Source organism: Mesorhizobium sp. M1406, from assembly GCF_040317555.1.
GTDB lineage: Bacteria > Pseudomonadota > Alphaproteobacteria > Rhizobiales > Rhizobiaceae > Mesorhizobium.
On record NZ_JAMYKW010000011.1, the window covers coordinates 51,743 to 67,771 of the forward strand.

The following is a 16,029-nucleotide window of genomic DNA, read 5'->3' on the forward strand; positions in this document are numbered from 1 at the left end:
GCAATCTGGGCGAGGCGAGCGCCCTGGGAGCGGCGACCACGGCGGCCAATGGCGCAGTCTCCGTCCGCAACGCCTCCGCCATCTATCTTGGCAGCGGCAATACCTCAAACCGCGGCTGGAACATGGCGCCCAGCACTGGCTCCTCGGCTCTGAGAAACCAGGGAACTGGCACGCTAACGGTTACCGGAGACATAATCGCGGGGGGAGGGTATGACGCGTCCGTCATTCTGGATGCGCAGACCGCGGACCTGGCGCTGCTTGGCGTCATCAGCAGCAACCGTGCAACCCGACCGTTTGTATTCAGCGGCGGCGGGACAAACCGCAGCATTACACTGAATGGTGCCAACACCTTTGCCGGTGCCGTCACGCTCCAGGCCGTCACCCTTAGGGCAAACGCACTGGCCGACCAGGGCGCCGCGAGTTCGCTGGGGACCGGTGCCGGCGTCGGGACCATCTCGCTCAACAACGGCGCGCTGTCCTATATCGGCACCGGGAGCAGCACCAATCGCGGGCTTTCGATCAATGGCAGCAGCAGCGTCCTCAACGACGGTACGGGCGCGCTTGCCCTTAGCGGAGCGGTTGCTTTCAATGCGGCTGCTCCAGCGGACACTTTCACTCTCGGCGGCAGCTTCGCGGGCAACAACACCTTATCGGGCGTAATTTCGGGCGCCGGCAATCTCGTCATGAACGGCAGCGCAGGCAATACCTGGCTGCTCAGCGGCGCCAACAGCTTCACCGGGGTAACCACAGTCACCAGCGGAACCCTCCAGGCCGGCAGCAGCCAGGCGTTCGGCACACCGAACGCGATGGTCGTCAACGGCGGTACGCTGGACCTCAACACGCACGATATCATAGTCACCTCGCTTGCGGGAACGGGCGGCAGCGTGGCGCTCAACGGCGCCGACCTGACGGTCAACGGCGCTGCCAGCACGAGCTATGCCGGCAGCATCACCGGCACCGGCGGCCTCGTCAAGCGCGGCACGAGCAGCCTGACGCTGAACGGGCAAAGCACCTACACCGGCGACACGACCATCAACGGCGGCTCGCTGGCGCTGAATTTCGGCGCCGCAGGGGCGCCGGCCAACGACATCATATCGAGCGCGTCCACCCTCAACATGGCCGGCGGCACGCTTACCCTCACCGGGGCGACGGGCCTGGGGAACAGTCAGACTTTCAATGGGCTGAACGTCACCGCAGGCAACAACCGCATCGTTGCGACCTCCGGCGCGGGTGGCAGCATGACGTTGAACCTCGGCGCGCTGACGCACACGGGCGGTCTGATGGACTTCACGCTGCCCACCAGCGGCGCCATCACCACGACCAACGGCGATGAAGCCCTGGGATGGGCGACGGTCAACGGCACGGACTATGCGCAGGTGCAGGCGAGCACCATCACCGCCTTCACCGCCTATGCGAACAAGGATGACGCCAGCACCTGGGCGACCGGCGACGTCGTCAGCGATGCTGGAGGAGCGGCCAATACCGCCTTCTTCAACACCGTCGCCGGCAGCGTCCGGCTCGGCGGCCTCAAATATACCGCGGCCGCCGATTCCACGGTCACCGTGGGCGGCGGCAACACGCTAGGCGTGGACGGCACGATCATCGTCGCCTCCAGCGTCGGCAATGCCAGCCAGACGATCACCGGCGGCTCGCTCACCGGCAGCGCCGGCGGCGGCACTGTCGGCGTCCTTCACAACGGCACCGGCAGCGGCACGTTCACGATCGCATCGGCGATCGTCGACAATGGTGGCGCCACCGGCTTCATCAAGGGCGGCATCGGTCGCGTCTCCTTGACCGGCGCCAACACCTACACCGGTGGAACGACGCTCAGCGGTGGCACGCTCGTCGTCAACAGCGTCGCCAATGGCGGCGTGGCGAGCAGCATCGGCGCATCGTCGGCGGCCTCATCGAACCTGGTGATCGAGAGCGGCACGTTGGAGTATACGGGCGGCACGGCGACGACTGATCGCGGCTTCACGCTGGTGAACGGCGGTCCGTCGCGCACGATCCAGGTCGACAATGGCGGCGCCAACCTGACTTTCGGTGGCGTGGTCGTCGGCCCGGACGACGCCAGCCTGACCAAGACCGGCTCGGGCACGCTGACGCTCGCGAACGCCGCCAACACCTACACCGGTATCACGACGGTATCGGCCGGCACCCTGTCGGTCAACGCGCTGGCGAACGGCGGCGTGGCAAGCGGCATCGGCGCATCGACAGCGGATTCCGCGAACCTTGTGCTCCAGGGCGGCGGCGGGCTGCAATATACGGGCGTAACGGGCAGCAGCGACCGCGGTTTCACGCTGGGGACTGGCAATGGCCGGATCGGCGTGAGCGATCCTGCCGCCACGCTGACGCTCAGCGGCACGGCGATCGGTTCTGGCGGGCTGATCAAGGAAGGCGGCGGCACGCTGCTGCTGTCCGGCACCAATCTCTACTCGGGCGGTACGACGATCACCGCCGGCGCACTGCGTGCGGGTTCGGTTCAGGCGTTCGGCAGCCAAACCGCACTGATGACCGTCAATGCAGGCGCGACGCTGGATCTCGCCGGATTCGCAAACAGGGTCGGTGCACTTGCCGGCGGCGGCTCCGTCGTCCTGGGTTCGGCCACGCTGACCTCGGGCGGCGCTAGTGGCACTTTCACCGGCGCGATCAGCGGCAGCGGCGGCTTCTTCCAGACGGCCGGCGGCGTCCAGACGATCGTCGGCTGCAACAACAGCTATACCGGCGCCACTTCAGTAAGTGGTGGGACGTTGAGCGTGGACTGTCTCGCCAATGGCGGGCTTGCCAGTGGCATCGGCGCGTCGAGCAGTGCTTCCGCCAATCTGGTCCTGAATAACGGCAACCTGATCTACACCGGCGGCAGCACAACCACCAATCGCGGGTTCACGCTGGGCGGGACTGGAACCCTCACGGTTAACAATCCCGCCGCCACGCTTCAATTCAGCGGCGCGGTTGGAGGTACAGGGCTGTTGCAGAAGGCGGGCACTGGTACCTTGGTCCTGTCCGGCGCCAACACCTACACCGGCGGCACGTCCGTCACCGCGGGGATCTTGCGCGCCGGCTCGACCAGCGCCTTCGGGTCGGGAGGGGTCGCGCTCTCAAACACCGCTGGTGTCACACTCGATCTTGCCGGCTTCAACAACACCGTCGGCTATCTAAACGGGGGCGGTGCGCTCGGCGGCAACGTCACGCTCGGCACGGCGACGCTGACGCTGAACTGGCCTTCCGGGACCGCCAGCTATGCTGGCGCCATCAGCGGCAGCGGCGGCCTCGTCAAGAATGGTGCCATCACCCAAATTCTCACGGGTTGTAGCAGCAGCTATACCGGCAGCACCACGATCAACGCTGGCGTGATCGAGGCTTCATGCCTGGCCAATGGCGGCAGCAACAGTGCGATCGGCGCTTCCAGCGCCAGCGCAAGCAATCTGATCCTCAATGGCGGAACCCTGCGCTACACCGGCGCGGCCGGAAGCACGGATCGCCTGTTCACGCTCGGCGCCTCGGCCGCAAGCAGGCTGGAGGCTTCCGGCACGGGTGCGATCGCGTTTACCGGCACCGGGCCGATCGGGTTCTCGACTGCCAACACCAGTCAGACGCTGACGCTCGGCGGCACCAATACCGGCAATAACAGCCTGGCCGCGCGGATCACCAACAATGGCGCGGGCGTGACGTCGCTCAGCAAAGACGGTCTCGGCACCTGGATTCTCAACAACCCGAGCAGCAGCTATACCGGCGTCACCACGATCAATGGTGGCGTACTCGGGGTGGACAAGCTCTCTAATGGCGGCATCGCGAGCAGCATCGGCGCGTCGTCGGCCGCCGCGTCCAATCTGATCATCGGCAACGGCTCGACGCTGCGCTACACCGGCGCGGGCGACATCACCAACCGCCTGTTCACCCTTTCGGCCGGCACCACCTTCGTCGAATCCTCGGGCACGGGCGCAGTGGTCTTTACCGACACGGGACCGGTGACCCTGGCGGGCACCAACCAGGCGCGCACCATCGCGCTAGGCGGCACCAACACCGGCAACAACACGCTCGCCGGATCGATCGGCAATGCCGGCACCGGCATCACCACGCTGGCCAAGAACGACAGCGGCACCTGGGTGCTGACCGGCAACAACACATTCACCGGCAACACCGTTATCAACAACGGCAATCTGATGATCGGCAATGGCGGCACGTCAGGCAATGCCGGCGCCGGCAATGTGATCGTCAACGCCCCGACCTCGACGCTGTCGATCAACCGCAGCGACACGTTCAACTTCACGGGAACGCTGAGCGGGCCCGGCAGCCTGGCGCAGATCGGCACCGGCACCACGGTGCTGACCTCGGCCGGCAACGCCATCGGCGCGACCAGCATCAGCGCCGGCACGCTGCAAGTGAACGGCGCTCTGGCCACCGCGACGATCGCCATGACCGGCGCCGGCACGCTGACCGTGAACGGCACCGTGCAGGCACCCGGCGCCACGCCTTCGACGGTGACCGGCGACGCGGGGGCGAGCACGATCAACGTCAATGCGGGCGGCACGTTGCAGGCCAATGGCGACCTCGGTGGCGGCAACGACGTCGTCAATGTCAGTGGCACCCTCAATACGGGCGCCGCCGCGCTGAACCTTGGCGCCGGCAACGATACGCTGGTGCTCAATGATACCGCCGTGTTGAGCGGCACCGGCGTCAATGCCGGCACTGGCGGCGAGAGCGGAACCGGCGACACGCTGCAGGTGAACACCGCCGCAGGCCGCACCCTCGATAGCGCCAACGTCACCAGCTTCGAGAGCCTCCTCAAGCAAGGCTCGGGCGCATTGATCCTGACCGGCAATCAAAGCTACAGCGCCGGCACGACGATCCAGGCCGGTACGCTGCAGGTCGGCAACGGCGCGGCGGCCGGCGCGCTCACGACGCCAACCGTGACGAACAACGGCACGCTCGCCTTCAACCTGAACAGCGCCTACACCTTTGGCGGCGCGATCTCGGGCAGCGGCGTGGTGAACAAGCTGGGCACCGGGGTCACGACGCTCACCGGCACCAACAGCTATACCGGCGCGACCAACGTCAATGCGGGCACCCTGCTCGTCAACGGCAACCAGTCGAGCGCGACGGGGCTGACCTCGGTCGCCAGCGGGGCGACGCTGGGCGGCACCGGCATCATCGGCGGCGGTGTCACCGTCGCCGACGGCGGTGCTCTTAATCCGGGCGTCGGCAATGCCGCCGGAATCCTGACGATCAACGGCAGTCTTGCGCTCAACGACAGCTCGGCCCTCAACTACAATTTCGGCCAGGCGAATGTCGCCGGCGGCGCGTTCAACGACCTGATCAATGTCGGCGGCAATCTTACGCTGGATGGCCAGATGAACATCACGACCAGCCCCGGCGGCACGTTCGGCCCTGGCCTCTATCGCGTCATGAACTACAATGGCGCGCTCACCAACAATGGCCTGACCGTCAGCGATCCGAACTATTTCGTGCAGACCTCGATCGCCAACCAGGTCAATCTGGTCAATTCGGCCGGCCTGACGCTGAGCTACTGGGACGGCGACGCCGGGCCGCATTCCAACAGCATCGTCAATGGCGGCAACGGCACCTGGCAGGCGGCGGGCGACCAGAACTGGACCGACGACACCGGCGTCTTCGCCGCGCCGTTCGCCAATGCCAGCTTCGCCATCTTTGCTGGCACCGCGGGCACGGTGACGGTCGACGACACCAATGGCCAGGTTCAGGCCGTGGGCATGCAGTTCGCCACCGGCGGATACCTCGTCCAAGGCAACGACCTCGCCCTAGTCGGTCCGACATCGACCATTCGCGTCGGCGACGGTACGGGCGCCGGAGCAGCCTACGTCGCGACGATCAATTCGAACCTGACCGGCAACACCCAGCTGGTGAAGACCGATCTCGGCACGCTGGTGCTGGCCGGGGCCAACAGCTACACCGGCGGCACCGCCATCAACAGCGGCACGCTGCAGGTCTCCAGCGACGCCAATCTCGGTGCCGCGGCCTCAGCACTCAGCTTCGACGGCGGCACGCTGCGCAACACGGCGTCGCTCAGCTCGTCGCGCGGCGTTACGCTCAATGCCGGCGGCGGTACTTTCGAAACCGATGCCGCTCTTACCCTGTCGGGCCTGTTCGGTGGCGCCGGTGCGCTCACCAAGACCGGCAACAGCGCGCTTGTTCTGATGGCGGACGAAACCTACACCGGCGGGACGACGATCTCGGCCGGCACGCTGCAGCTCGGCAATGGCGGAACCTCGGGTTCGCTGATCGGCAATGTGCTCGACAACGCCGCGCTCGCCTTCGACCGCTCCGATACATTGGTCTATGGCGGCGTAATCTCCGGCACGGGCACGGTGAACCAGATCGGCACCGGTACGACCATCTTTACCGGCGCGAACACCTACACAGGCGGCACGACTATCTCCGCCGGCACGCTGCAGCTTGGCAATGGCGGCACCTCGGGATCGCTGATCGGCGATGTGCTCGACAACGCCACGCTCGCCTTCGACCGCTCGGACACCTACACTTTTGCCGGCCTTATCTCGGGCACCGGCGCGGTTGAACAGATCGGCGGCGGCGTCACGATCCTGACCGGCAACAACAGCTACACCGGTGCGACCAATGTGCGCGAGGGCACGCTCATCGTCGACGGCGATCAGTCGGCGGCAACCGGTACAACGACGGTCGAGGCAGGCGGCGTGCTTGGCGGCATCGGCACGGTTGGCGGCGACGTCGCGGTGCTGGATGGCGGCGCGCTGAACCCGGGCGATGTCGGGGCGACGCCGCAGACGCTGACGATCAACGGCGACCTGACACTCGGGGCCGCTGCAACGCTCAACTACAATTTCGGCCAGGCGAATGTCGTGGGCGGCGCGTTCAACGACCTCACGGTCGTGCACGGCGATCTCGTTCTCGACGGGCAGCTAAACGTCGCCCAGACGCCCGGCGGCAATTTCGGCCCGGGCATCTACCGCATCATCAGCTATGACGGGACGCTCACCGACAACGGCCTTTCCGAGAGCTTGCCCGATTACGTGGTGCAGACCTCGATAGCTGGCCAGGTGAACCTGCTCGACATTAGCGCAATGACGCTGAACTTCTGGGACGGCGATGCCGGGCCCAAGAACAACAACCTTGTCGACGGCGGCAACGGCACCTGGCGTGCCGCGGGCGACGACAACTGGACCGAGCAGGCGGGCGACATCAACGCACCGTTCTCCAATGCGAGCTTCGCCATCTTCGCCGGCGCCGCGGGTACGGTGATCGTCGACAACACCAACGGCCAGGTGCGGGCCGCGGGCATGCAGTTCGCCACCGGCGGTTATGTGATCCAGGGAGAAGACATCGCGCTGGTCGCGCCGCAATCGACCATTCGCGTCGGCGACGGAACGTCCGCCGGTGCGGCCTACGTCGCGACCGTCAATTCGAACCTGACCGGCAACACCCAGCTAGTGAAGACCGATCTCGGTACGCTGGTGCTCGGTGGAACCAACAGCTACACCGGCGGCACCGCGATCAACAGCGGCACGCTGCAGGTGGCGAGCGATGGCAATCTGGGTGCTGCGGCTGGAGCGCTCAGCTTCGACGGCGGCACGCTGCGCAACATGGCGTCGTTCGGCTCGGCCCGTGGCGTTACGCTCAATGCCGGCGGCGGCACTTTCGAAACCGATGCCGATCTGACACTGTCGGGCCTGATCGGCGGCGCGGGCGCCCTCACCAAGACCGGTAGCAGCGCGCTCATTCTCACTGGCGACAATACATATTCCGGCAACACGACAGTTTCCGCCGGCAGCCTGATCGTCAACGGCAACCAGGCGGTGGCCACCGGCCTTACCAGCGTCAACAGCAGCGGCACGCTGGGCGGCACCGGCACCATTGGCGGTAATGTCACGGTTGCCGATGGCGCCACACTGTCGCCGGGCGGCGCCGGCGGTGGCGTCGGCACGCTGAACATCCTTGGCGACCTGTCACTGAGCGGCGGCTCAACAATGAACTACAGCTTCGGCCAGGCCAAGGTGGCGGGCGGGGCTCTCAACGACCTGACCACCGTCGGCGGCAACCTGGTGCTCGACGGCACGCTCAACGTGTCGGTTTCGCCCGGCGGCACATTTGGACCCGGCGTATACCGGGTGTTCAGCTACAACGGTGCGCTGACCGACAATGGGCTGTCGATCGGAACGATCCCATCAACGGACTACTTCGTCCAGACGGCAATCGCCAACCAGGTCAACCTCGTCAATACAGAAGGGCTGACACTGAACTACTGGGACGGCGCTGCTGGTCCGAAGTTCGACGGCGTCGTCAATGGCGGCGACGGCGCCTGGCAGGGCTCGACTGGCAACGACAATTGGGCCGACAGCACAGGGGCGGTCAACGCGCCCTTCTCGGACGGCTCCTTCGCCATCTTCGCAGGCGCGGCGGGCACGGTGACGGTGGACAACGGCCTCGGCCAGGTGATGGCTTCCGGCATGCAGTTCCTCACGGACGGCTATCTCATCCAAGGCGGTCCGCTTGACCTCGCCGGCGGCTCGACATCGACCCTCCGTGTCGGCGACGGCACCGCGGCCGGAGCCAGCATCACGGCCACCATCGCCTCGCGGCTGACCGGCAACACCCAACTGATCAAGACCGATCTCGGGACGCTCGTGCTCACCGCCAGCAACAGCTATACCGGCGGCACTGCGATCAATGGCGGTACGCTGCAGGTCTCGACCGACGCCAATCTCGGTGATGCGTCCGGCGATCTCGCTTTCAACGGCGGCACGCTGCACACGACGGCGAGTTTCAACAGCGGCCGCGCGATGAACCTTCTCGGCCAAGGCACGGTGCTGACCGACGCTGGCACGACGCTGACCTGGGATGGGACGCTGACCGGCGCCGGCACCCTGACCAAGAGCGGCACGGGCACCATGGCGGTCACCTCGGATAGCTCGGGCTTTGCCGGCACGACCTCGATCGACGGTGGCACACTTTCCGTCTCGGGCAGCCTGTGCGGCACCGTCAATGTGAACTCGGGCGGCCGGCTCGAGGGCACCGGCACGGTGTGCGACACGAACAACTTCGCCGGCGGCACCATCGCGGTCGGCAATACAGGCGTGCCCGGCACGCTGACCGTTGCCGGCAACTATGTTGGCAATGGCGGCACGCTGGAGATCGAGAGCCAGCTCGGCGGCGATGCTTCACCGACCGACAGGCTCGTGGTCACCGGCAATACGTCGGGCACCACCGATCTGAAGATCACCAATCTCGGCGGCGGCGGGGCGCAAACCGTCGAGGGCATCAAGGTGGTCGATATTGGCGGGACCTCCAACGGTGCCTTCAGCCTGGTCGGCGATTATGTCTTCCAGGGCGATCAGGCGGTGGTGGGTGGCGCCTATGCATACCGGCTCTACAAGAACGGTGTCAGCGCGCCGGCGGACGGCGACTGGTACCTGCGCTCGGCGCTTGTCAATCCGACCGGCCCGCAGGGACCGCTCTATCAGCCGGGCGTGCCGCTGTACGAGGCCTATGAAGGGGTGCTGCAGAGCTTCAATGAACTGGGCACCTTGCAGCAGCGCATCGGCAACCGATCGTGGGGCGAGGGCGCGACGCCGGAGGGTGCGGACCTGCCAGGCCAGGGCCCGGTCGACGGCAAGGCAATCTGGGCGCGCATCGAGGCAGCTCACGCCAAGATCGAGCCGGAGACGTCGACCACCGGCACGAACTATGACGTGACCACCTGGAAGCTTGAGGCGGGCGTCGATGGCCTGCTGCACGAAAGCGAGGCCGGTATCCTGATCGGGGGGATCACGGCCCACTACGGAACCGTGTCGTCAAACGTCTCCTCGATCTATGGGGTGGGGTCGATCGCCGCCACCGGCTACGGCGTCGGCGGCACGCTCACCTGGTTCGGCAACAGTGGCTTCTACGTCGACGCCCAGGCTCGGGCGACGTGGTATGACAGTGACATCCGGTCGGCCACGCTGGGCACCACGCTTGCGGACGGCAACAACGGTTTCGGCTATGGCCTGAGTCTCGAGGCCGGACAGAAGATCGCCCTCAACGACAAATGGTCGCTGACGCCGCAGGCCCAGCTTGCCCATTCGTCGGTCGACTTCGACGCGTTCACCGACCCGTTCGGCGCCGTCGTGTCGCCCGGCAGCAGCGACAGCCTTGTCGGCCGTCTCGGCTCTCCGCGGACTATGAGGGCCAGTGGGCGGATGCCGCAGGGCAAGTGAGCCGCACGCATATCTACGGCCTCGCCAACCTCTACTACGACTTCCTCGACGGAAACGATGTCGATGTGTCGGGCGTGAAGCTGGTCAGCGAAAATCAGGCGCTGTGGGGCGGTGTCGGCCTCGGTGGCTCGCTGAGCTGGGCGGACGGCCGTTACTCTGTCTTCGGAGAGGGGAGCATGCGCACAAGTCTCCAGGATTTCGGCGACAGCCATGTCATAGGCGCCAAGCTCGGATTCAGCGTAAAATGGTAAGACAGCCTGTGTGGCTGATAGTTTCTGCAGTGTATGGCGGGTTGGCGCCGTCTTCGCCACGCGATAGGAGATGTTTGTGAAGAGATACTGGTCCGCGGCACTGGCCGCAATGGTCGTCGTTTCCGCGGCCGCGTCGGCGCTTTCGCAGGAGCAGCCTGCATCCCCTTTGCCGGGTGGAGCATCGTCTCTGCAGGAAACCTACCAGGATTGGCGGCTCGGCTGCCAAAGCGTCGCGCCTCAGCCGGTATGCTCCATTTCGCAGGAACAGGCGCAACAGAACGGCCAGCGAGTGCTCGCCATCGAATTGCGCAAGCAGGGCGACGATGCCTTGTCCGGCAATCTGGTCTTGCCCTTCGGCCTGCAGCTCGATGCCGGCGCCATCCTTCAGATCGACGACGGGCAGCAGGACAAGCCCTTGCGGTTTTCCACCTGCGTGCCGGGCGGATGCCTCGTGCCGCTCAGCTTCGACGCGGATCGGATTGCCGCCCTTCGCAACGGTACGGCGCTGCGTGTGAAGGTGCAATCCACCGATGCCAAGGAGATAGCCCTGACTATCTCCTTGAAGGGATTTCCGGCGGCATTCGACCGGCTGCAGGTTCTGGGGAAGACGTAGGCGTCACGGCGGCGCGACGTGAGATCGGGTGCAAGAACTGCACACTAAATTTCTCTCTCTCATTTCCGTTCTTGCGATGGCGTAGCCGAGCTACCGCTTGGCGTGCCTTTTGGAGGCGTTTGCCGCACGATGATTTGCGCTAGCGTATCCACTGCTCGTCTCCGGCGCGTTCTACATGGATGAACAATGAATATAGGTCCAGCAGGCTCTTTGACGTGCGGGGGAAACACGAAGGCAAACGACGTCGCACCTTCCGCTTGCCGCCCTATTCCACCAATGACGGACCGCCGGAATTAGTAGTATCTAATATACGTAATACACTACGGATTGATCGGGCCATCTCTTATACCGTCTGGTTTGACGAGGCCAGGAGAAGCATGCGGCGCAGGGAGCGCGAGGTGACATCGAAGTGTTTGGCCACAGCGAGAACTTTCTCACCCTTTCGGCTGATGGATAGTGCGGCCTCGTGCAATTGGTCCGGTGTCAGGGAAGGGCGGCGCCCGAGCTTGCGGCCCCTCTGGCGGGCGGCCTCCATGCCGGCGCGGGTCCGTTCGCTGATCAGGGCTCGCTCAAACTCCGACAATGCTGCCATCATGTGGAACACCAGACGCCCGCCGGAAGAACTGGTGTCGATATTCTCCATCAGGGAATGGAACTCGATTTGCCGCTTTCCGAGCTCGTCCATCAGTTGGACCAGTTTGATCAATGAACGTCCCAGCCGATCGAGCCGCCAGACGACGAGCTTGTCACCGGGCTTGAGTGCCTCGAGCGCTGCCTTCAGTCCTGGACGGTCAAAGGATTTGCCGGAAAGGCCATGGTCGGAGAAAATCTGGTCGCAGCCCGCCTTTTCCAGCGCGGTCAATTGCAGGTCCATCTTCTGATCTTCGGTTGAAACACGTGCGTATCCTATTTTCATCAGTTTTTCCGCGTATGGCGGGCGGGGATGAGGTCATTGCTGGCCCGCTGTTGCCGCAAAGTTGACAATATAGGGTCAGTTTTGTCCGTCGAGTGACAATCGCCGCATCTCGGGAAAAAATGCTGTAAAATCATAGAGTCCCCGTAACCATTTCGCTGTTTGTACGTTATTACCTGAAAGGACCCTTTGTTGCAGGTTGCACAAAGAGCGACGGGCCGTATTCGTGCGCTGTTTCGGACCGCGGCCTCTTCCATTTTTTCAAGAGAGCGATTGAGCCCGAGGTACTTCCCGGGACGGTTGGGGCTTGCGGGCACTCGCCAGCATTGTCAGCCAATAGGATCGACTTCTTTCCGATTTCCGAAACACCGGGCCAAAGGTATTTGCCAGCATTCATAGACATGGCTGCAGCAGCAGTTCGGAAATCGGATGCATAGGCATCCGTCACTGGATGATGCGGGGGCGCGCACATCTTCAACATTATCCAGATGGTTAGCCGCCAAGGGGGGCATAAATGGACGTGAATAATTCGATTGTACTGGGCAGGAAACGGCTGTCGCGCGGCTTTCACCAGGTTGGGCGCGGAGCCGATGTCGATATTCCGCAAACCTTCGGGAGAAAATCGGGGATTCCTGCGCATAGAGCCGTAAAGTGGCTGACATCGGTATCGGCGAGTGCGCTGGCTATGGGCCTGCTAGCGATGGGTTCGGTTCAGGCTGCGGACGAATGCGGCGTTGTGGCCGCAGGCGGCACTGCAAATTGCAGTGCTCCGGCTTACCCGACTGGGATTTCCTATACCGTCAATGATCTTACGGTAAATGTGGCTGGAACGAGCACCGTAGGATCGTCGGCAGCACCGGTTACAGGCGTCGGCGTTTCGAACGTCGGGGCGGGAACAGGCACGAGCACAGTCAACACTGTCGGTGCGGTCAGTATCTATACGCAGGGCAATTATGGCTACGGTCTCTATGCCGGCGCTACAGGCGCTGGCAATGCAGTTGTCAGTTCTTCGACAGGTACGTATATTGAAACGCGAGGCACCGACGGCGCCAAGGGGCTCCTTGCTCATGCCATGGGAACCGGCAATGCGACGGCGATAAACAACGGAACCATCGTGACGACGGGCCTCGCTGCGCTAGATGGCAATTTTGGTGTCGAAGCGGTTGCAACAGGCGGTAACGCTACTGCAGGCAACACGGGAGCCATTACCACCAACGGCACATTCGGCTACGGCGTTTACGCAGTGACCAGCGGCAATGGTACCGCGACGGCGACCTCGAGCGGCGGCATCACGACGAACGGTCCATATTCCACCGGTATCGGTGCGCATATCGACAATCTTGATTCGACAATGCACGGCACGGCGATTGCGACTCTCGAGGCGGGTGGAACCATCACGACGAACGGGTCGCCCTATGGCATTGGTGTCTTTGCGGACGTCTTCGGTTATGGCGATGCTGTCGCCACCAACTACGGGACTGCGTCCACTCAGGGTCAGTTCGCAACGGGCGTGGCAGCCCGCGTTCTTTACGGTGCGGGTGACGCCACCGCTGTGAATCAGGGGACGATATCCACCACTGGCATCGCAGCTGATGGCATGTCCGCAGCAGTTAGTCAGGGCGCCGTAGGCAACGCGACGGCGATCAATACCGGCGCCATAACGGTCACCGGCCTGCAATCCAGCGGCATTCGAGGCACGACGGGAGCGGGCAGCGTACTGATTGAGAACACGGGCGCTGTGGCCTCCTCGGGTGTTGACGGAAACGGTATCTTGGTCAGTTCTGTCGGCGGCGGGTATGTGGTGAACGTCAATGCCGGCAGTGTGACCGGCGGCAGCGGCAGCGGTGCAGGTATTCGTGTCAACGACGGCACTGCAGTCAATGTGCAGACGGGCACGATCAATATCGCCTCCGGGTCCACCGTTACCGCTGCTTCGGGGACGGCCATCTGGGAGGGCAACGGTCAGACAGTCATCACCAGCTCCGGCACGATTGCCGGCAACGTCCTGACCAATGATGGCGATGATCAGCTCATCCTCGAGAGCAGTTCGGTGACCAGCGGACAGGTTCAAATGGGCAACGGGTCCGACCTCGCAACCGTACGCGGCAATGCCAATATTGCTGGCGTGACGCTGCTCGACGGCGGTGATGACGTCTATACGACTGACGGTTTCGTTGACACGCTGACATTTGACGGCGGCACCCGGTCGATGGATGGTTCGACGCTGGTCAATTGGGAAACGATTGCACTTAATTCCGGCACGAGCCTTGCCCTGCAAGGGACCGATCTTCTGGTCGGCGGCGGGGTCGACGTCAGCGGCAACCAACTCGGCCTGATCGTACAGTCAGGTGCCACGCTGTCGTTCGGCCAAAGCGCCTTCACAATCACCGGCGATCTCAGCAATGCCGGTCTGATCCGGCTGGACAACGGCACTGTCGGCGATATCCTGACCGTGGCAGTAGACCCGAACGGCCCCGCCGGCGCCTCGGGCAATTATATTGGCAATGGCGGTACGATCAATCTCGACACCTATCTCGGCACGGACGGTTCGGCGTCGGATATCCTGCATGTTATCGGTGACACTGCGGGCACCAGCTCGATCTTCGTCACCAATGTCGGCGGTCCGGGAGCAGCGACCCTCAGCGACGGCATTCTCCTGGTCGATGTCGATGGTGCCTCTAACGGCACATTCACCCTGTCCAACCCGGCAGGCCAGGTCATCGCCGGCGCCTATGGCTACGGACTATGGCAAAATGGCTTGGCCGGCCAGGACGGCAACTGGTATCTGCGGTCGATCTACATCGACCCGGGTACTCCAATCGATCCGACGGATCCCAACCTTCCGCCGCTGTACCAGCCGGGTGTGCCTGTGTACGAGGCCTATCCGCAGGTGCTGCTCGGCCTGAACGGGCTGCCGACCTTGCAGCAGCGTGTCGGCAACCGCTACTGGAACGAGCCGGCCCCGGCTCCGGCGGAGAGCGTGTTCTGCAAGGACGCCGCAAAGGACTTCAAATGCACGGTGACGGACGAGCAGGCCGACTACTACGCCGGAGCTGGAGGGCGGGCGGTCATCGAGGGCAATGCCATCTGGACGCGCATCGAAGCCGCCCATGGCCACTTCGAGCCGGATACGTCGACCTCGCGCACCGATTATGACAGCGACCAGTGGCGCCTGCAGGCGGGGGTTGACGGCCAGCTTTACGAGAACAAGGCCGGTGACAAGCTGATCGGCGGCATCACCATGCATTACGGCGAGGCTTCGGCCGATGTGAAGTCGGTCTTCGGCAATGGCTCGATCGATGCCAAGGGCTATGGTCTTGGCCTGACGGCCACCTGGTACCAGCAGAACGGCTTTTACGTCGATGCGCAGGCGCAGGCCACCTGGTATGACAGCGATCTTAACTCGAACCTTCTGGGCGGCCTTGCCGACGGCAATGACGGCTTCGGCTATGCGCTGAGCCTGGAGGGCGGCAAGCGCATCCAGCTCAAGGAGAACTGGACGCTGACGCCGCAGGCGCAGCTTGTCTATTCGGCGGTCGACTTCGACAGCTTCACCGGCCCCAATGGCGAGCGGGTATCGCTGTCGGACGGCGACAGCCTCAATGGACGCCTTGGGCTTTCGCTCGATCATGAGCAGAGCTGGCAAGACAAGGAAGGCAAGACCCGCCGGACGCATCTCTACGGGATCTCCAATCTCTATTACGAGTTCCTCGACGGCTCCTCGGTGGATGTGTCGGGCACCAAGCTCGTGCATGAGCCGGAGAAGCTTTGGGGCAGCGTCGGTCTTGGCGGTTCTTACAACTGGCATGACGACAAGTACTCGCTCTATGGCGAGGTGTCGGCCAAGACCAGCCTGACAAGCTTTGCCGACAGCTACAGCCTGAACGGCACCGCCGGCTTCCGTCTCAGGTTCTAGGAGGCTGCGACAGATAACGGAGTTTCCCGACATTATTCATCGGGAAACCCGAGACTTACGGTACGCAACGGGGTCCCGCGGCTTGCCAAGGAAACGGGCCTTGGTCTCAGGCGGCAGAGCGAGATCGT

5 protein-coding genes are annotated in these 16,029 nt (G+C 64.0%); 4 read left to right on the forward strand and 1 reads right to left on the reverse strand.

Annotated features, from left to right (window positions below; genetic code table 11):
• Window positions 1–122 precede the first annotated feature (122 nt).
• From NKH03_RS12430 to NKH03_RS12440, 3 genes are all read left to right on the forward strand, one after another.
• Window positions 123–10,208, forward strand: coding sequence for an autotransporter-associated beta strand repeat-containing protein (locus NKH03_RS12430; protein ID WP_352968571.1), 10,086 nt, complete (start codon window positions 123–125; stop codon window positions 10,206–10,208).
• A complete protein-coding gene (locus NKH03_RS12435; protein ID WP_352968572.1) occupies window positions 10,205–10,459 on the forward strand; it encodes an autotransporter outer membrane beta-barrel domain-containing protein in 255 nt (84 codons plus the stop codon). The genes NKH03_RS12430 and NKH03_RS12435 overlap by 4 nt, the downstream gene beginning before the upstream one ends.
• Before the next feature lie 76 nt (window positions 10,460–10,535).
• Window positions 10,536–11,072, forward strand: coding sequence for an invasion associated locus B family protein (locus NKH03_RS12440; protein WP_352968573.1), 537 nt, complete (start codon window positions 10,536–10,538; stop codon window positions 11,070–11,072).
• A gap of 343 nt (window positions 11,073–11,415) precedes the next feature.
• Here the strand turns inward: NKH03_RS12440 and NKH03_RS12445 are convergent, their stop codons facing one another.
• Complete coding sequence (locus NKH03_RS12445) at window positions 11,416–11,988, reverse strand: recombinase family protein (RefSeq protein ID WP_352968574.1); 573 nt, start codon at window positions 11,986–11,988, stop codon at window positions 11,416–11,418.
• Window positions 11,989–13,099: 1,111 nt separating this feature from the next.
• Here NKH03_RS12445 and NKH03_RS12450 point away from each other — a divergent pair.
• Window positions 13,100–15,901, forward strand: a complete 2,802-nt coding sequence (locus NKH03_RS12450) for an autotransporter family protein (protein ID WP_352968575.1) — start codon at window positions 13,100–13,102, stop codon at window positions 15,899–15,901.
• Window positions 15,902–16,029: the final 128 nt, after the last annotated feature.